General features: G+C 40.2%; 18 protein-coding genes. 3 read left to right on the top strand and 15 right to left on the bottom strand.

Annotated elements, in window-relative coordinates; all coding sequences use genetic code 11:
- Positions 1–73 precede the first annotated feature (73 nt).
- Both pgeF and rluD read right to left on the bottom strand, forming a co-directional pair.
- Entirely contained in the window at positions 74–805 is a 732-nt protein-coding gene (gene pgeF / locus PMAN_RS03320) for a peptidoglycan editing factor PgeF (RefSeq protein WP_010555939.1), read from the bottom strand.
- Positions 805–1782: a 23S rRNA pseudouridine(1911/1915/1917) synthase RluD gene (gene rluD / locus PMAN_RS03315; RefSeq protein ID WP_006792792.1), complete on the bottom strand. Its 978-nt coding sequence runs from the start codon at positions 1780–1782 to the stop codon at positions 805–807. The genes pgeF and rluD overlap by 1 nt, the downstream gene beginning before the upstream one ends.
- Before the next feature lie 141 nt (positions 1783–1923).
- Here rluD and PMAN_RS03310 point away from each other — a divergent pair, with 141 nt between their 5' ends.
- Positions 1924–2688 carry an outer membrane protein assembly factor BamD gene (locus PMAN_RS03310; protein ID WP_006792791.1) on the top strand — a complete coding sequence of 255 codons (765 nt, stop codon included), beginning with the start codon at positions 1924–1926 and terminating at the stop codon, positions 2686–2688.
- Positions 2689–2744: 56 nt separating this feature from the next.
- On the opposite strand, the gene glnB is transcribed toward PMAN_RS03310, so the two are convergent.
- Positions 2745–3083: a nitrogen regulatory protein P-II gene (glnB, locus tag PMAN_RS03305; protein WP_006792790.1), complete on the bottom strand. Its 339-nt coding sequence runs from the start codon at positions 3081–3083 to the stop codon at positions 2745–2747.
- Positions 3084–3242: 159 nt separating this feature from the next.
- On the opposite strand from glnB, the gene PMAN_RS03300 reads away from it, so the two are divergent.
- Together PMAN_RS03300 and PMAN_RS03295 are read left to right on the top strand one after the other, a co-directional pair.
- The gene (locus PMAN_RS03300) at positions 3243–3794 is read left to right on the top strand and encodes a GspH/FimT family pseudopilin (RefSeq protein ID WP_008132542.1); all 552 of its coding nucleotides are present in this window, start codon (positions 3243–3245) and stop codon (positions 3792–3794) included.
- Positions 3795–3872: 78 nt separating this feature from the next.
- Positions 3873–4400 (top strand): GspH/FimT family pseudopilin, encoded by a 528-nt coding sequence (locus PMAN_RS03295; protein WP_033034931.1) that lies wholly within the window; start codon positions 3873–3875, stop codon positions 4398–4400.
- A 2-nt stretch (positions 4401–4402) separates the two neighbouring features.
- Here PMAN_RS03295 and PMAN_RS03290 read toward each other — a convergent pair whose 3' ends face one another.
- From PMAN_RS03290 to ribF, 12 genes are all read right to left on the bottom strand, one after another.
- On the bottom strand, positions 4403–4819 hold the full coding sequence (locus PMAN_RS03290; RefSeq protein WP_006792787.1) for a type IV pilin protein: 417 nt from the start codon (positions 4817–4819) through the stop codon (positions 4403–4405).
- Positions 4820–4828: 9 nt separating this feature from the next.
- The gene (locus PMAN_RS03285; RefSeq protein ID WP_010555937.1) at positions 4829–8080 is read right to left on the bottom strand and encodes a PilC/PilY family type IV pilus protein; all 3252 of its coding nucleotides are present in this window, start codon (positions 8078–8080) and stop codon (positions 4829–4831) included.
- 1 nt (position 8081) lies between these two features.
- The gene (locus PMAN_RS03280; protein WP_010555936.1) at positions 8082–8585 is read right to left on the bottom strand and encodes a hypothetical protein; all 504 of its coding nucleotides are present in this window, start codon (positions 8583–8585) and stop codon (positions 8082–8084) included.
- Positions 8573–9580 (bottom strand): PilW family protein, encoded by a 1008-nt coding sequence (locus PMAN_RS03275; RefSeq protein ID WP_010555935.1) that lies wholly within the window; start codon positions 9578–9580, stop codon positions 8573–8575. Before PMAN_RS03275 ends, PMAN_RS03280 begins: the two co-directional genes overlap by 13 nt.
- 2 nt (positions 9581–9582) lie before the next feature.
- Positions 9583–10143, bottom strand: a complete 561-nt coding sequence (gene pilV, locus PMAN_RS03270) for a type IV pilus modification protein PilV (protein ID WP_008132554.1) — start codon at positions 10141–10143, stop codon at positions 9583–9585.
- 106 nt (positions 10144–10249) lie between these two features.
- The gene (locus PMAN_RS03265) at positions 10250–10957 is read right to left on the bottom strand and encodes a LytR/AlgR family response regulator transcription factor (RefSeq protein WP_010555933.1); all 708 of its coding nucleotides are present in this window, start codon (positions 10955–10957) and stop codon (positions 10250–10252) included.
- The gene (locus tag PMAN_RS03260) at positions 10954–11988 is read right to left on the bottom strand and encodes a sensor histidine kinase (RefSeq protein WP_010555932.1); all 1035 of its coding nucleotides are present in this window, start codon (positions 11986–11988) and stop codon (positions 10954–10956) included. The genes PMAN_RS03265 and PMAN_RS03260 overlap by 4 nt, the downstream gene beginning before the upstream one ends.
- A gap of 40 nt (positions 11989–12028) precedes the next feature.
- A complete protein-coding gene (ispH, locus tag PMAN_RS03255; RefSeq protein ID WP_008132560.1) occupies positions 12029–12958 on the bottom strand; it encodes a 4-hydroxy-3-methylbut-2-enyl diphosphate reductase in 930 nt (309 codons plus the stop codon).
- Positions 12958–13398 (bottom strand): FKBP-type peptidyl-prolyl cis-trans isomerase, encoded by a 441-nt coding sequence (fkpB, locus tag PMAN_RS03250; RefSeq protein ID WP_008132561.1) that lies wholly within the window; start codon positions 13396–13398, stop codon positions 12958–12960. The genes ispH and fkpB overlap by 1 nt, the downstream gene beginning before the upstream one ends.
- Positions 13395–13895, bottom strand: a complete 501-nt coding sequence (gene lspA / locus PMAN_RS03245) for a signal peptidase II (protein ID WP_010555931.1) — start codon at positions 13893–13895, stop codon at positions 13395–13397. The genes fkpB and lspA overlap by 4 nt, the downstream gene beginning before the upstream one ends.
- Positions 13896–13907: 12 nt before the next feature.
- Positions 13908–16736 carry an isoleucine--tRNA ligase gene (gene ileS / locus PMAN_RS03240; protein WP_010555930.1) on the bottom strand — a complete coding sequence of 943 codons (2829 nt, stop codon included), beginning with the start codon at positions 16734–16736 and terminating at the stop codon, positions 13908–13910.
- A 5-nt stretch (positions 16737–16741) separates the two neighbouring features.
- Positions 16742–17692: a bifunctional riboflavin kinase/FAD synthetase gene (ribF, locus tag PMAN_RS03235; RefSeq protein WP_006792776.1), complete on the bottom strand. Its 951-nt coding sequence runs from the start codon at positions 17690–17692 to the stop codon at positions 16742–16744.
- Between the last annotated feature and the right edge of the window lie 43 nt (positions 17693–17735).

Genomic DNA, 17735 nt, shown 5'->3' with positions numbered 1-17735 from the left:
AATTGATTAATAAATGGGTATGTTGCACGATTTGTTCAAGGTACGAAAGAAAATATATTCGCTAAATGTTTAATTACTTGCGCCAGATCAAACTAGCCATTCGCCCTGTTTGCCCATCTCTTCTATAAGAGAAAAATAAATGTGATTGAGAAACTGTACAGTACTCACCACCAGCAATAGTTATTACCCCTAACTGCGATAATAAAGTACGCGCTATACCGTATATATCAGCATAATACTTGTTATTGAGATGCGGCTTGAATGCATCTGAGAATAAAGGCGATTGATTATTAAATGCTTCAAAAACCTCTACACCAACCTCAAACTGATCCGGCCCTATTGCCGGACCAAGCCAAGCATATATATTTTCTGGTTTAGCGTTAAAGCATTTAAGTGCATTTTGAATAATACCTTGCTTTAGCCCTCGCCAGCCGCCGTGAATAGCTGCTACCTCAGTCCCATCATTACTTGCAAGCAATATAGGTAGGCAATCGGCAGTCATTATAGCCAAAGGTTGATCAACTAGGCGCGTATAGAGTGCATCGGCATTATGTAATTTATTAAAATCAAACTGCTGATCAACTGTAATTACATCTGCGCTGTGAATTTGATTTAGCCAGATAGCTGGATTTGGAAGGAAGTTATTTAATACTGAGCGATTTTTTAAAACGTTAGCTTGGCTATCATTAACATGAAGCCCCAAATTTAAACTGTTATAGGGTGCCTTTGATACGCCGCCTTCACGTGTGGTACTGAGGGTACTCACATTATGAAGGCTTTGCCATGTTGCTGATAGCAACTGCATTATCTATCTATATCTGGGTTAGCCTGAGTATCTTCACGAAGTGCTAACGTCATTTCTACCATATCATCTGGAATAGGTGCTTGCCACGTCATCATTTCGCCCGTGATTGGATGCGCAATACTTAGTTTTACCGCATGTAACGCTTGGCGTTTAAAACTTCTAAGCAGTTCAAACAATTGCGGTGTTGCACCCTTTGGTGGACGCGGACGACCGTTGTATGACTGATCACCAATTAATGGGTGGTTCAAATAAGCCATGTGTACACGAATTTGGTGAGTACGGCCTGTTTCTAAACGCAAGCGCAAACGCGTATGCGCACGAAATTTTTCAGCAACACGGTAATGAGTAATGGCAGGCTTACCCATTTCATGTACAGCCATATGAGTACGCTGTGTTGCATGGCGACCAATTGGTTTTTCAACCATACCACCCGCTGTCATAGTGCCGTTACAAAGCGCTTCGTATTCACGAGTGAAGTTTTCACGCTTTTGTAGTGCCTTAACAAGGTGTGTTTGCGCTTGAATTGTTTTAGCAACAACCATTAAACCTGTTGTATCTTTATCTAAGCGGTGCACAATACCTGCTCGTGGCACATTAATAATGTCAGGGTAATGGTGTAATAATGCATTAAGCACTGTGCCATCTGGGTTACCAGCACCAGGATGAACCACTAATCCCATAGGTTTATTAATAACTAAAATATGGTCATCTTCATAAACAATGTTTAAGTCGATATTTTGTGCAAGGTATTCACGCGGTGCTTCAATGGTTGTTTCAACATTTAACACTTCACCGCCTAACAGTTTTGTACGCGGTGTGTTTAATATTTCGCCATCAACGGTGATTTTATCATCCAAAATCCAAGTTTTTATACGTGAACGTGAATAATCAGGGAACAATTGCGCTAATACTTGGTCTAGACGTTTACCACCTAAGTCGGTTGGAACCTCGGCTTGAAGAGAAATTTGCTCTGTCATTCGTAACTTTACCCAATTTACCAGTGCAAGCTTTGCTCGACTGGGTTAGAATCGCTTTTAATAAAAGCATAATATAATACGTATAGTTTACTCGGTTTTACCGACTTGGCCTAGCCGAAGACATCGAAGGTAACAAATAAAATGATAAATAAAATAGGGAAACGTGCATTTGCCATCGTTTTTTCAGTTTCGGTACTTAGTTTAGGTGCCTGTTCGTCAGCACCTGACCAAGAAGACATTCAACGTGTACCAAATAGATCAGCACAAGCTTTATACGAAGATGCAAAAGAAACACTAGATTCAGGTTTATATGCCCGTGCAATTGAGCTTTTATCAGCGATTGATTCGCGCTACCCATTTGGGCCATTTTCAAAACAAGTGCAAATGGATTTAGTGTATGCTCATTACCAGTCGGGTAACACTGAACAAGCATTAGCAACCATTGACCGTTTTATCCGTTTGAATCCAAATCATAAAGATCTAGATTACATGTATTACATGCGTGGTTTGGTAAATATTAAAGCAGACAAAAACGCGTTCCAAGAATACTTTGGTATTGATAGAGCAGACAGGGATGCGAACAGAACCCGCGTTGCTTTTACTGATTTATCAACGCTTGTAAAACGTTTTCCACAAAGCGGTTACGCACCAGAAGCAAAACGTCGTTTAGTATGGTTATTAAACCGAATGGCACGTTACGAGCTAAAAGTAGCTACATACTACTATGAGCGCGAAGCGTACTTAGCAGCTGCTAACCGTGGTAAATTTGTAGTTGAACACTACTCGCAAAGTAGTTATTTAAATGCAGCCCTTGATATGATGCAAAAAAGCTATGAAAAATTAGGTTTAACCGAATTAAGTCAAAACGCTAAAAAAGCACAAGCGCTGAATAAAAGAACACAGTAAATACAAAAAAGGCGCTTTAAAGCGCCTTTTTACTGCCTAAGCTATTTAAGCTTAAATTAGATTGCGTCTTCGTCTTCTTCTGCGGTACGAATACGAACTACACGCTCAACCTCAGTGACAAATATTTTACCGTCACCAATTTTTCCGGTTTGTGCAGTTTTAACAATAACTTCAATCGCGCGATCTACACTTTCGTCAGCAAGTACTATATCAAGCTTCACTTTTGGCAAAAAATCAACCATATATTCAGCACCACGATAAAGCTCAGTGTGCCCTTTTTGACGACCAAAGCCTTTTACTTCACTCACGGTCATGCCGTTAATGCCCACCTCTGACAGCGCCTCGCGTACATCATCAAGTTTAAACGGTTTTATAATTGCTTCTATTTTTTTCATATTAATTACTTTTTAAAGCCTTAGATGCCACGATTTTAGACAATCATAAGGTTCATAGCAAACAAAGCAATTGAATTACGGTGATAAATTAATCAGCCATGATATAATTTTGGCCATATAAGAATCGTAATATAAAAATTAGCTGTAAATGAGATCGTTATGAAGATTAAACAATCAGGATTCACACTTTTAGAATTAATGGTAACCGTCGCAATTGTTGGCATTATAGCATCTATCGCTTTTTGGAATAGTAGCGACATGTTAGAAGAAAACCGTGCTGAAAACTTTTTACTTGAGCTGAAAAGAAACATTAGCTACGCGCGTTCTCAAGCTGCAAGCACCGATGAAATAGTTGTAATATGTGCAGCGCAACATGGTGAAGTAAAAAACCAAAACGATAATATGCAATGCCGAAACCGATGGGATAGGAATAAAATTATTATTGTTTTTATCGACTCTGATAACAGTGGCCACTACAACAAATCCACCGACTCATTATTACGCGTTATGGAAAAAATTAGCCTGGAAGATAAAGTTAAATTTACAGGTAACTCAAGGCGGCTACGGTTTAATACCAGTGGTCGAATTACAACAAACCCAGGAGAGTTTGTTTTTTGTCCTAACAACGGCACAGATAACAATAAAGCACTCAGCGTTTCTCAATCTGGTACGGCGTTTTATTTAGGTGATAGTGCAAAAACCTGCGGTTAAAAAACAATCAATTTAGCTTGTCATATTTTATTCATTTACTAAACTAAATTAAAAGATAATCAATTTAGGACTTCAGGGATGAGGTTATCAATATCGAAATGTAAAGGAATCACGCTTCTTGAATTAATGCTTACACTCGCTGTTGTAAGCATTATCAGTCAAATCTCTATGTGGTACTACCCAGAATTTCTAGCAAAAAACCGGCTAGAGAACCACGTTAACCTTCTGCACCGAACTATCAATTATGGTCGACTTTACGCAATTGAAAATAGTACTTACGTTACTCTTTGCTCGTTAAACGAAGGCGAATGCTCAAAAGATGAATGGGATGGTCAAATGTCTTTGTTTATCGATCTAGATAAATCAACAACATTAGATGACGATGAATTGTTACTTAGTACCTTTGAAAGAATAAATGAGGCTGATGCGCTTGAATACCCTCGCACTGCAATCACGTTTCGCCCTGATGGCTCATTAAACGGCTTTCAAAATGGGACGTTTGTTTACTGCCCAAATGAAAAAGCCAACCTCGAAGGGTTGGCTTTGTCGGTGAGCCAAACTGGCAGAATAAGAATTAAATCAACCGATAAGTGTCAAAAAAATTAAACTCAACGGCCCCAGCAATAGTCAATATCTGAGTTACCTTTAGCACCTTTAGCGCCTTTTAGACCTGTATCGGTAACAGATAACTCCTTGCAGTCGTTATCACCTTTTACAGCACCAGCTATTGGCTTTGCTTTTATTGTAAATGCATTACCATCGACGACATCAATGGATAATTCAAAATGTCCATTTTCGGTTTTATCTTGAAGTCCTAAGTCTGCAAATGTTTCTGTGTATTCACGGTTATCAACAAAAAACTGCTCTTGCTTATTAGCCGTATCCAAAAGTGCTGCAGCAGCTTCCGCTCTTGATGCCCGTTTTACATATTCAGTATAATTGGGCACTGCAACCGCCGCTATAATGCCAACAATAGCCACCGCTATCATCAGCTCAATCAAGGTAAATCCACGTTGCTTATTCATTTTTGGTCCTTAATTTCCAACTTCATCATTTTCTTCACGCTTATAGATATACGTTTGCTGCGTTCTAAATCCAAAGCCTAATGTATTATCAGGGTTAACAAGCTGCACTTTACCATCAACCACATTTAAACCTGGGCCTGTGATCTCCACTGGCTTCATTGGGTTTTGTGCATTTTCCCCTTTTATACCCGGTCCAATAAGGTAAAATTGACTTTCTTGTGTTACAGATAATGTTGGATTGTCATCACACTTACCATCGCCATTACCATCCGCACATGAAGGACCTTCTCCAAAGTAAAGTTGCGGTGTATCTGGTACATCGTAACTGGTTGAAAATTTTAGGTCGTCATACACTTTTGTACCGTAATGCAGGTGGAAAGCATACAATGAGCCTCCCCCGCCACTAAGCGAACATTGGTTTTCTGTTGATGAATCTGACGCCGGAGTAAAGCTAGTAAAGTACGCAACACCACCCACTACCGTTGAAGCGGCAAGCGATTTCTCTCCTGTGCCTAACTCATAACGCCAGCCATTGAATTTTGCTAAATCTATTTCTAAGTCTACAAAATCGTCCACATCATCAAGTGCATTACCAAACGGGTCTGAATTCATCAGCATTAAATCATCTGGTTTAATGGTGTCTGGTGCGTTAGTTTTAAACGTTTGTGTAACTGTATTTTCATCTCTTATCATAAAGAGTTGGTCTTGCTCATTTGTACCAGTTGGTTTAGAGCGGTTACCACTGCCTATAACTATTGCATCATACGGTGTATCCAAACGTGTAATCACTTTTTTACCGTTAACCGTCGTTTCTGAAACTTTACTGTAAATAGTACGCGCAACAAGTGGCTTGTAAAAAAAGCGTCTGTCTTCTGTTGCTTTGTTACTGCCAAGTTCTGCCAGTTTAAAATGACTAAAATCATTGGTATTTGTGCCTGGCATATCTATACGCCACACATCACCGCCTGTATCGGCTGCGTATATTCTGTCTATATAGCCGTCATAGTCAGAATCTAACGTAGTAATATTTGCAGCAATGCTGTGTTTGCCCTTAAACCCATTAATGTTAGGCGTTAATGCCCACACTCGTTTACCGGTTTCGGCCTCAACAATGTATATGCCTCGGCCTACACTATCTTCACTTTTAATAACCGCGTCTTTATTTGTGTCGTATCCTGCTCCAAATACAAGTAATGGTTTATCACCAAATGCTTTAATATAAGCAATCTGCGGCTTAGACCATGTTTGCCCCAGCTCTTGAAATTGACCTTTACCGCCTTCAATTGGGTTATCCCACAGTTTTTTAGGCTCATCTGGGTTGGTAATATCAAGCGCATAGTAGTTTTCTCCACCGCGACGCATACCCGCAAACGCCCATACTTTATCGTCTCCACTGGCGTCAATAATTCCATCATTTAACCCATCGCTGTTTAAGCTTTTGTTATTAAAGTAAACGCTTATAGGGCCATCCATGCCATATTTCTTACCCGTTTCTTTGGTGCGTAAGGGTTTTATTATGTCGTAAAGTTCAGAGGGAATAAAAGCCCAGCTTTCACTTACTGTGTTATTAACATCATCATCCTTAAACATATGTAAGAAACCGGCATTAGTGCCAATTAGAATACGAATATCATTATTACCGTAATCTAATGCAACAGGTTTAGAATGAAGCGGGTCGCCAAAAATATTTTGCCTTTGATCTGTAGTACTGTTGTCACTATCTTCATCATCAACGTCTATTCCCATAGTCCATTTGATATCAGAATCCGATAATAAAATAGAGTTATCTGGAACTAAGTCTAAAACTTCATTAACTTTAGATGAAGTAAACCTGACAATATCTCCTTGCTTATCAGTATATATTTTACGGCGGTTTTCCAAATCACTGCCTGTTAAACTACTTAAGTGATAATTAACACCGCCCTGCGCAACAAGGTTACCGTCCGCTGATTGCCCAGAAGGTAACCAGAAAGTTTTTGCATCCGTATCAATTAAACCATTTGAGTCAAGTGCGTTGGCTCCTGTAGAGTCAACAATTTGGCTCCCAGACACTTTTAATTTTTTTAAATTGCCGCCCCAACGAGTATTAGTTTCTGGATAAAACATTGCAAAATAAATAGCGTCACGGCTTCTTGTTTGGTCTACATTATTACTGGCCACTGAAGGAGATGAAAAACTATCGTTTACCTCTCGAATGCGAGAAATTGCGCTGTTTAATGATGCCGAAAGTTGATCTGGTGTACTGGCCGGTAAATTTTCACCACCACCTAATTGAGCGGCTTGACGCAATAATTCTTGTCCATCCTCACTCATACCTGAACCAAAGCCTATCGTATATAGGCGCCCAGTTTCATGAATATCAGGCGTTGATGGATACAAATCAACTGTTGTATCACTAGTACCGTGAATTATCTTAGCCAATTGGTGCAGGTAATTATTATAAACATAATCACTCTCAACTAAGGGCGTGTTGAAAAAATCATTATGGGCGTCACTTATTGAACTATCACTAGCGTTATCGCTATTTTCATTGATATAACGCCTTCCCCAACGATCAAACACATACCTAGGAGAAGGATCACCATCGGTCATATAGATAATGTTTACTGAGTTATCACAACGTTTTGCCTCAGCTGTTGAGTCGGCAAAAGGAGAAATATAATTGTAGCTATACGTATTTTGCCATTCATTCCAGCACCGTCTTCCTCCTCTATTACACCGTCGGACAAGCTCTCTTCCAGTTAATACCTCGTTTTCTATTGACGTATCTCTATTTGATCGTTCTACTGGTTCTGCGTATTCTAAACTACCGCCTGTAATGTAAAGATATGCTTCCCAAAGAGTTTCAGATAAGGGCGTACCACCATCGGCAGGCAACCTATCAATTGATGAGGTTATGTCGGAATGCGGACTCCCTATACCTTCAACAACATAGCCCCCCGATGTCCCCACAAAACGCATTAAACCAAAGTCAATCTCTTCATTATCATTAACTACTTTTTTCATTGCAGTTTTTGCAGCTGATAGACGGCTATCAGGACAATGAATGAATAAATTAGTACTTTCATTAAAACCACAGTCATTGCCATTAGTAGATGAAAAAGCCATACTTCCGGAGGTATCGAAAATGAGTAAAACACGGGGTTTTTCATCAAGGTCCACATCATGGTTTACATATAACTCAATGTCTTCTGCGCTTGCCGTTGTACTGACCGCTAAACCAAGTAATGCCGCTAGCACTTTGTTTAATTTAAAATTCATCTTAAATTCCCTTACTCATACTAGCCATTTCTTGTGCTACACCTGTCACAATTGTGAGTGAATGCTTTGCTTTAGATCCATATTCAACGGTAGTAGCAACTTGTACCATGTTGCACGATATACCCGCTGTGAAGTTAAAGCGCCTTGGGCATTCTAAATCAAGTGCACCTTGATTTAAGTTAATCATTTTACTTTGCATATCGCCGTGCGTTGCAATTGTCATACCTTCACCGTTGTCTCCAGAATGGTGTGAGACTTCATCGGGTGTTAAAAAAAACTGGTTTGCAGCCCCTTTGTTAGCCTCATCAGAAATCATTCTTTGAACTTCACCAATAAGTTCGTTTTCAGCGACTTCTCGTTCTTGCGCTGCATTTGTAATTTTAACGTCAATACTGCTGCTACTCATCAGTGTTACAGCAATACCAGTGACGGCTATTACCATAATTAATGCAGTAATGAGCACAACACCCTGCTGTTTGTTAGGTGAGTTTTTTAAATACGCCATAAGTTTGATCCAACGTTGTTTAATCGAATTGTGGTAGTAAATACGGTGCGTCTGTAACTGTCATTAAATGTTAACTGGCGCTTATTATCGTCTTCGCCCAAGGTATATGTTTGATTCTTTAATTTAAGCCCGGGGTCTTCTTGTAAAGCTCTTATCAATAAGAATACTTGAACAGTTAAAATACCCTTTCGGTCTTCCCAGTCTGAATGTTCCATATCGCCGATACTTTTATAGGTATCAATGCGGCTGTCGTTATTTGTATCGAGGCCAAAAACAAAGCGCATATTTTCTACGCCTTCCATTATTGTCTCTGTAGAAATATTAGCCCCCACCAAGCGTTTTCTCATCAATGCGGGAACAGTAATATTTTTATTATTAACTTTGTACGTTTGCTCTGAAATGTAATAAACGTGGTGGCTATAAGGCCAAACCGTTGCATTAATATTTAGCGCACCAGCATTGACTACGCCGCGAACAAATTGCGCCTTTTCTTGCTCTGCAACAAAGTAGTTTTGACCTGCTTGGGTTTCGTTTCCTGCGGCTCCTACTGTTAAGCGGTTACCTTGTAAAAATTTAAGCTGTAAAATATCTGTACTTTTAACAGGGTTACTCACGCAATTTAGTTCTTTGGACTCTTCTGCAACCTTTGCATAAATGGTTCTAAAGTTAGTGGCAGACGCTAAATCAGGAAAACTCCCGTTATTAGCCCCTTCAAAACAATCTGGTGCAGGAGTTGTTGCCGTCGCCCTTGTTGTATTCCCTGCGACAAAAGAGTCATCGTAGTATGTGCCCCAAAATCCAATTTGTTCTATATCACGCTGCATAATGTTAATAGCAAGGCGCGCAGACTCTTGGATCTCACCTATGGTCATGGTGTCTTTTGTGGTTACTTTCATGCCAATGTAGGTGAACATAACGCCGCCAAGTACTAAGCCCCCTATAAAAAGCGAGATCATCATTTCTACAAGGGTAAAACCTTTTTGCTTAATGCTCATGCTTAACTCCTAAGGTAAATGTAACTAGTTAAAACCACTAAACGGCGCTTTTTGTCTGATTCGCCACACTCAATTGCGGCTGTTGCATCATTGGCTGTAAATTCTTGTCTGCCTTGCCATGAAATAATCACTTCTAAATTAAATGCTTTACCACCTGAGCCACCAACTGCTGTTGGCCTAATACACACAGTTGCGTCATCTAAGGCGCCTGTATTTTCTCGCGCTCTAATCGCGCGTTTCCATTGTTCTAAATCTAAAGCTGCAACTTGCGCTGCACTGCAGCTTGCTGTGAAGCAAGTTTGAGACGTTGTTGTAGAGGTTTCACTATTAAATGTTTTAGCGTAAAGCCCAACTAATTGCGGTGTATCATTTGCACGAATACGTTGAATAATATCGTTTCCTAGCGCAACAGCAGCAGCTCGCTGCATAGAATCAAAACTTGCCTGCTTAGCTTTAGCTTGCAAAGCCACGGCCCCTAATAAGCCAAAACTTAAAATTATAAATGCAATAAGTACTTCAATTAGTGTGAAGCCTTTTTGAAATTTTGTTTGAGACGATTGCATACCAAAACCAAATAAAAAATTGTCTGATTGTAAGTTTATGGCATTAAAATTTAGATTCAATACTTACTAGGATAAGCGGTAGGATTTGTTGATAAACGGTTAACAGCTAGGCATTTAATATATCTTTAACTGCTTTTAGTTCCCGTCGGCTTACAGCTAAGTGCTCTTTGCAACCAACAAGTTCTATTGTATGTACCCCTGTATTTTGTGTTTTCAAACATAGCAGCTTACTTTTGTTTACTAAGGTATTTCTATGAATTCGTAACAACTGGGCGGGGTAAAGTAGCTCTAACTGTTTTAAGCTCTGTTCTATAAAGGCTTCTCCACCTTCAAAAACCATGTTTGTGTATTTTTGCTGCGCGATAAAATAAATAATGCTGTCAAGCTCTACACTTTTTATAACCCCTGCCACCTGGTAACTAATTTTAGCTGATTGCTGTTTTTGCACATGCGCTTTATTTAAACGCCCTAGCTGATCTAGCACTTTACTTAAAGATTGGTCGGTAATAGGTTTAACTAGATATCCCGCAGCACTTAATTGCAGGGCATCTAATGCATGCTCTGGGTGAGCCGTAACAAACACAATAGCGGGTGGTAAAGGCATTCTGTTTAGCTTATGCGCTACCTCTAAGCCATTCATTCCTGGCATATCGACATCTAAAAAAATTAAATCAGGGTTATACTTTTTAGCAAGCTCTAACGCTTCATTCCCATTCGCTGCCTCTGCTTTTATCACTATGCTTTTGTCAACTGCTAAAAGCCGTTTTAATCGCGTCCTAGCTAATGGTTCATCATCAACAATCAGTACATTCATAAGCTATTCTCAATATGTTTAGGAATAACGACTTTCACCCTGTATACGCCATCCCTATTAGTAATAGTAAGCTGCGCTTTATTTTTATAATAAATATTTAAACGCTGGCGAATATTATCAAGTGCCATTCCATTATTAGGCCTAGTCTGCTCCTTTGAGGCTGTAATTGGGTTTGAGACAATCATTGTTATATAGCCGGTGGTGATATGCAGCTCTACATTTATTGTCGCGCCGTCTTCACTTGTTTCAACACCGTGGCATACTGCGTTTTCAATTAATGGCTGAAGTGTTAAACACGGTATATTTAATGCTGGTAAATCTGAGGGAATGTGCCAATTAACTTTTAACCGCTCACCAAAGCGCCAAGTTTCTAAGGCAATATATTGCTTACTCAGTGTTACCTCATCGTTCAACAACACGCTTTGCCCTGAACGCATTGCCGCTTGTGACAATGCAGCTAATGCTAAAATAGCTTGCTCTGCAGCCGCGGCATCGTGATGCGTTAATTCTGCCGCTGTATTTAAGCTGTTGTATAAAAAGTGTGGACGAATTCGTGCTTGCAAAGCGTCTAACTCAGCACGGGAAAGTGCCTTAGTTTGTTGCTCTTTTTCAGCATAGATAAGCAAAAACTGCACAAATAAAGCAACTAAAAATGCAACAATAATAGTATTTTGAATAACAAAATAAATAAGGTGTTCAGTTGTATTTATATCAAACGCAAAGCGCGAAAATAAAACACTGAATAGGCTGGTAAATAATAAAAAAGAAACAAAAAAAAGTGAAAGCTGTATAGCACGTGTGCGCTTTTGTAAAAAGTGCCGAGCTATATATAACGAGGAAGTACTTGATAAAACAATTAAATGTAAAAATAGGCTAATTATTCCAAGCCTAAGCCATATATCACCCTGAGCATGCGGAGCAAATGCTAAAACAACCGCAATAACTTGAGTGACAACAAGCGAGGCAAGCACACCTCGCTCATTAAAAAGAGCTGAAAAAAGCAATACATCCGATTGAGGCGTTTTGCTCATCACAGCTCTCCTTGTAATCTAAATAATTAATTTATATAGATTAACGCAGCTCCACAGGAACAGCAAATACGATATTTTCTTCTTCACCTGGGTTTTCTACAACTTGTGTGCCACCCAACTCTTTTAAACGACTTATTACCTGCTGAACAAGCACTTCAGGTGCTGACGCACCAGCCGTAACCCCTACTGAATTAGCGCTTGAAACCCACTGCTCCTGTACATCAGTAGCATCGTCAATTAAGTAAGCGGTTGTACCCATTTTATCTGCAAGTTCACGCAAGCGATTTGAGTTTGAGCTATTTTTCGCACCAACAACTAATAATACATCAACCTTATCAGCTAGGTCGCGAACAGCATCTTGGCGATTTTGAGTCGCGTAACAAATATCATCTTTACGCGGGCCGTCAATTGCAGGAAATTTTTCTCGTAATGCATCTATTACATCAGCAGTGTCATCAACAGAGAGCGTTGTTTGACTACAATAAAATAAGTTTTTTGCATCTTTAACATTAAGCGCAATAACATCGTCTACGGTTTCTACTAAATAAATACCGCCAGCATCATTGTCGTATTGCCCCATGGTGCCTTCAACCTCTGGGTGACCATGATGGCCAATTAAAATACATTCTATACCCTTACGGCTTGCGCGGGTTACTTCCATATGTACTTTAGTTACAAGTGGACAAGTCGCATCAAATACTTTTAACTCTCTGCGCTTGGCTTCAGAGCGTACCGCTTGAGATACACCATGCGCACTAAAAATAACAATGCTGTCGTCTGGTACTTGGTGTAATTCTTCTACAAACACTGCGCCCCGGTTCTTTAAGCCGTCAACAACATATTTGTTATGAACAACTTCATGACGTACGTAAATTGGCTTTTCAAAAATATCTAAAGCGCGCTCTACTATGCTAATTGCTCTATCAACGCCTGCGCAGAAGCCACGTGGATTAGCTAATAAAATATCCATTAGCCTTTTACCTCAATAATATCAACTTCAAATGTTAAACGCTGGCCAGATAGCGGATGGTTAAAATCAATAGTAACCGACTCACCCTGCACTTCCCGCACTAAGCCCGGAAGCTCTGTACCATCAGGTTGAGTAAACGCAATAATAGCACCTACTTTCGCAGGTGTTTCTGCGCCAAATTTACTACGATCAACATAATAAATGTTATCTGGGTTTGGCTGACCAAATGCATCTTCAGGTTCTAATTCAAAGGTTTTACTTTCACCTGCGCTTAGACCTAATAGGCACTTCTCAAAATTTGCCGTTAAGCTGCCATCGCCCATTGTTAACTTTGCAGGTTTGTTGTGCACTTTAGTTGAATCAGCGGCAGAGCCATCTTCAAGTTTTATAGAAAAATGAAAAATAACTTGCGAGTTTTCACCAATTACAGCTTGGCTCATGCTTTATGCTCCTTCGGACTCTCACCTGTAAAGGCGTCAAATAATAACAATGCCGCGCCTACACAAATAGCACAGTCAGCAAAGTTAAATACTGGAAAATGTGAGTCTTCATAAAATACGTGAATAAAGTCAATTACATAACCGTAAGCAATACGGTCGTATAAGTTACCAATAGCGCCAGCAAGCACTAACGAGTAAGCACCACATAACACTTTATTAGTTGCGGGTAATCTTTTTAGCCACCACACCAATAAGGCACTTATAGCAATTGCAATTGCGCTTAAAAACCAACGTTGCCAACCACCAGCATCACTTAAAAAACTATAAGCAGCACCATAGTTATGCACATAGGTAATACTAAAAACAGGTAGTAAATTAATAGACTCGCTATAAGCCATAGTATTTACAACAAGTGTTTTACTGGCAAAGTCTATTGCTAAAAGCAATAGACTCAACCATAACCACACTAAACCACTTTTTTGGGCTAGTTTGCTCACTAAAAACATCCCCTAAGCGAATTGACGCTTTTCGCCTTCGCCATCAACATTACTAACACAACGACCGCAAATTTCTGGGTGAGCAGGCTCAATGCCTACATCGTCGCTGTAATGCCAACAACGTTCACATTTGGCGGCATCTGTTGCTGCAACACTAATGTACAAACCTTCAATTTCTGTTTCTTGCGTATCTGCAGGCTGGCTATCAACATGCGCTACATTAACAGCTGACGTTAGCAGTACAAAACGCAGCTCATCACCCAATGCTGTTAATTTGTTTGCCAGCTCTTCGCCCGCAAATAAATTAACTGTAGCTTGAAGAGCCGCACCAATAACTTCTTCTTTACGTGCCGCTTCTAATAAACGGTTCACTTCGTCACGTACATTTAAAATTGCTTGCCAGTCATCATTACTAAACTGGGTACTTGTTGGTGCTTGTAAACCTTCATACCATACTGATGTAAATACGTAATCGCTACGTTCTCCAGGTAAAGCTTCCCAAATTTCTTGTGCTGTAAAGCTCATAATTGGTGCCATCCAACGCGTCATTGCTTCCGCAATGTGGTAAAGCGCAGTTTGACAAGAACGGCGTGCATGGCTGTCGCTCTTAGCTGTGTACTGACGGTCTTTAATTACATCTAAATAGAACGAACCAAGCTCACCCGTACAGAAGTTCATTAGCTTTTGCGTAACTAATAGCATTTGGTAGCTATCGTAAGCGGCTAAAATTTCGTCCTGAAGCTGTGCAGCACGGCCAACAATCCACTTATCAAGCTCAACCATATCGTCAACAGCAACCTGATCTGTTTTAGGATCAAAACCATTTAAGTTAGCTAATAAGTAACGGCTTGTGTTACGAATACGGCGGTAGCGATCTGCAGAGCGTTTAAATATTTCATCCGATACAGTCATTTCAGCCGTGTAGTCGGTAGACGCGACCCATAAACGTAAAATGTCAGCACCCAACTTATTCATAACGTTTTGCGGAGAGATAACGTTACCCAATGACTTAGACATTTTTCTGCCGTTTTCATCAACGGTAAAGCCATGCGTAAGCACTTGTTTATAAGGGGCATGACCATTAATTGCAACCGATGTCATCATCGACGACATAAACCAACCACGGTGTTGATCCGACCCTTCCAGATATAAATCTGCTGGACCTACTAATTCTTCACGAGCATCAACAACACACGCATGCGACACGCCTGAGTCAAACCATACATCGAGTGTATCTTGCACTTTCATGTATTGTTTAGCGTCTTCTTCGCCTAATAGTGTTTCTGGCTCTAAGTCATACCATGCCTGTATACCTGATTTTTCTACTAATGCGGCAGCTTGCTCAATAAGCGCTTGGGTATTTGGGTGTAATGCACCGGTGTCTTTGTCAACAAATAAAGCAATGGGTACACCCCAAGTACGTTGGCGAGAAATACACCAATCTGGGCGACCTTCGACCATGTTTGCAATACGGCTTTCACCCCACTCTGGTAACCACTGCGTATTTTTAATTTCAGCAAGTGAATCTTTACGTAAGTTAGCCTGATCCATGCTAACAAACCATTGTGGCGTAGCACGGAAAATAATAGGGGTTTTATGACGCCAGCAATGTGGGTAACTATGAGTAAGCGCATGGTGATGCACTAAAGCGCCACGCTCTTTTAATACTTCAATTACGCTCGCGTTTGCTTTAAATACGTGCTGGCCTGCAAATAATTCTGTATCAGGCAAGTACACACCGTTAGCGCCAACTGGGTTAGCAACTTCTAGGTTATAGTTTAAGCCTGCCACGAAATCTTCTTGACCATGACCCGGTGCTGTATGCACCACGCCAGTACCTGAGTCCGTAGTTACGTGTTCTGCAACAATTACCGGTACATTAAAGTCATAAAAAGGATGCGCTACTTGCAAGTTTTCAAGTGCAGCACCTTTTACGTAACCTAAAACATGGTAATGATTAAAACCAAAACGATCCATAGCATCTTTTACAAGCTCTGAACCTAAAATTAAACGCTGCTCAGCGCCTTCATCTTCAACTTGTACTAATGCATATTCTAACTCAGCATGCACGGCTACTGCACGGTTTGCTGGAAGCGTCCATGGTGTTGTAGTCCATATTACAGTACCTACACTACCTTTACCTTTATGCCCTTGTGCCATATCAAATGCATTAACTACGGCGTCCTGGTCAGCAAAAATAAAACGCACATCAATGGCTGGCGACTGTTTATCTTGATACTCAACTTCAGCCTCAGCTAATGCAGAGCCACAATCAGTACACCAGTGCACAGGCTTTGCACCTTTGTGTAGGTGACCATTTTTAATAATACGACCAAGTACACGAATTGCATTCGCTTCAAAATCAAAATTCATTGTTAGGTATGGCTTGTCCCAATCGGCAAACACACCTAAACGTTTAAAGTCTACTTTTTGACCTTCAACTTGCTTTTTAGCATAAGCGCGGCATTTTTCGCGAAACTCGCTCGCAGTTACTTTAACGCCAGGCTTACCTACTTTTTTCTCAACCATTAGCTCGATTGGTAAACCGTGACAGTCCCAACCTGGAATATATGGTGAGTCGAAATCTGATAAGGTTTTAGACTTTACAATAATGTCTTTTAAAATTTTATTTACTGAGTGACCTAAGTGAATGTCGCCATTCGCATATGGAGGACCGTCATGCAAAATAAAGGTTTTTTTGCCCTTTTTAGCGCTGCGGATTTGACCGTATAGGTCGTCTTCATACCATGCTTTTAGCATTTTTGGTTCACGTTGTGCCAAATTGCCACGCATTGGAAACGGTGTTTCCGGTAAGTTCAAAGTATGTTTATAGTCGCTCATTTATCCTACATTCCGTCTCTATCGGCTACCTGATTTAAACCAAAACACTGTTTAGCGGCGGCAACGTCTGTTGCTATTTGCGCCGTTAATTGTGTTAATGTCTCGAATTTTTTTTCATCGCGGAGTTTTTGTATCAACTCAACGTGCATAAATTGTCCGTAAATGTCTTGTGCAAAGTCAAAAAGATGAACTTCCAGAAGTGCACGTGTCCCATTAAATGTGGGTTTATTGCCTATATTAGCAACCCCAAAAACCTGTTTCCCTGCAATAGTCGCTTGCACAGCAAATACCCCATTCACGGGGCAAACTTGGCGCTTTAGCGCTATATTTGCAGTTCTAAAGCCAAGTTCACGGCCTCGTTTCCAACCGTGTATAACACGCCCAGAAATCGCATAATTATGACCAAGCATCACTTTTGCATCGGCTAAGTTACCACATGCCAATGCCTCACGTATTAACGTGCTACTTACTCTAGCATTTAACTGATGAAAACTCGCAGTGCTTTGTACATCCATGCCTGCTTGTTTACCCATATTTACAAGTAAATTAAAATTACCTTTACGTTGTTGGCCAAATCTAAAGTCGTCACCCACCGTTAACGCTTTAACACCGAGTTTTTTTATTAGTATCTCGTTTACAAACTGTTCTGCATGCATATTTGCAAACCGCTGATTAAAGCTAATACAAATTACACGTTCAATGCCTAAATCACTTAATAAACGTAACTTGTCGCGTAAGCGAGTTAACCTTGCTGGGGCATTATTTTTTGCAAAAAACTCTTGAGGTTGAGGCTCAAACAACAACACCGTACTGGGTAAATTGTGTGCTTTTGCGTCGGCTAACAAGCCTTTTAATACTTGCGCATGACCTAAGTGAACGCCGTCAAAATTACCAATAGTTAACACACACCCAAAATGGTGTGGGCGAATATTGTGTATACCTCTAATTAACTCCATGCCACCTAAAGCCTTTTTTCAGCAAGTATTATCACGACTTATA

The sequence above is a fragment of the Pseudoalteromonas marina genome (assembly GCF_000238335.3).
GTDB classification, from domain to species: domain Bacteria; phylum Pseudomonadota; class Gammaproteobacteria; order Enterobacterales; family Alteromonadaceae; genus Pseudoalteromonas; species Pseudoalteromonas marina.
Note: the sequence above shows the minus strand (reverse complement) of the source record. Positions and strands in the feature narration are given on the sequence as shown.

What these genes read in the sequence shown, in the direction of transcription:
- pilV (WP_008132554.1), bottom strand. Translation starts at nt 10,143, where the DNA reads ATGCAATCGTCTCAAACAAAATTTCAAAAAGGCTTCACACTAATTGAA.
- ileS (WP_010555930.1), bottom strand. Translation starts at nt 16,736, where the DNA reads ATGAGCGACTATAAACATACTTTGAACTTACCGGAAACACCGTTTCCA.
- fkpB (WP_008132561.1), bottom strand. Translation starts at nt 13,398, where the DNA reads ATGAGCCAAGCTGTAATTGGTGAAAACTCGCAAGTTATTTTTCATTTT.
- rluD (WP_006792792.1), bottom strand. Translation starts at nt 1,782, where the DNA reads ATGACAGAGCAAATTTCTCTTCAAGCCGAGGTTCCAACCGACTTAGGT.
- PMAN_RS03275 (WP_010555935.1), bottom strand. Translation starts at nt 9,580, where the DNA reads ATGAGCATTAAGCAAAAAGGTTTTACCCTTGTAGAAATGATGATCTCG.
- PMAN_RS03285 (WP_010555937.1), bottom strand. Translation starts at nt 8,080, where the DNA reads ATGAATTTTAAATTAAACAAAGTGCTAGCGGCATTACTTGGTTTAGCG.
- pgeF (WP_010555939.1), bottom strand. Translation starts at nt 805, where the DNA reads ATGCAGTTGCTATCAGCAACATGGCAAAGCCTTCATAATGTGAGTACC.
- PMAN_RS03265 (WP_010555933.1), bottom strand. Translation starts at nt 10,957, where the DNA reads ATGAATGTACTGATTGTTGATGATGAACCATTAGCTAGGACGCGATTA.
- PMAN_RS03260 (WP_010555932.1), bottom strand. Translation starts at nt 11,988, where the DNA reads ATGAGCAAAACGCCTCAATCGGATGTATTGCTTTTTTCAGCTCTTTTT.
- PMAN_RS03290 (WP_006792787.1), bottom strand. Translation starts at nt 4,819, where the DNA reads ATGAATAAGCAACGTGGATTTACCTTGATTGAGCTGATGATAGCGGTG.
- PMAN_RS03295 (WP_033034931.1), top strand. Translation starts at nt 3,873, where the DNA reads ATGAGGTTATCAATATCGAAATGTAAAGGAATCACGCTTCTTGAATTA.
- PMAN_RS03280 (WP_010555936.1), bottom strand. Translation starts at nt 8,585, where the DNA reads ATGGCGTATTTAAAAAACTCACCTAACAAACAGCAGGGTGTTGTGCTC.
- PMAN_RS03300 (WP_008132542.1), top strand. Translation starts at nt 3,243, where the DNA reads ATGAAGATTAAACAATCAGGATTCACACTTTTAGAATTAATGGTAACC.
- ispH (WP_008132560.1), bottom strand. Translation starts at nt 12,958, where the DNA reads ATGGATATTTTATTAGCTAATCCACGTGGCTTCTGCGCAGGCGTTGAT.
- ribF (WP_006792776.1), bottom strand. Translation starts at nt 17,692, where the DNA reads ATGGAGTTAATTAGAGGTATACACAATATTCGCCCACACCATTTTGGG.
- PMAN_RS03310 (WP_006792791.1), top strand. Translation starts at nt 1,924, where the DNA reads ATGATAAATAAAATAGGGAAACGTGCATTTGCCATCGTTTTTTCAGTT.
- glnB (WP_006792790.1), bottom strand. Translation starts at nt 3,083, where the DNA reads ATGAAAAAAATAGAAGCAATTATAAAACCGTTTAAACTTGATGATGTA.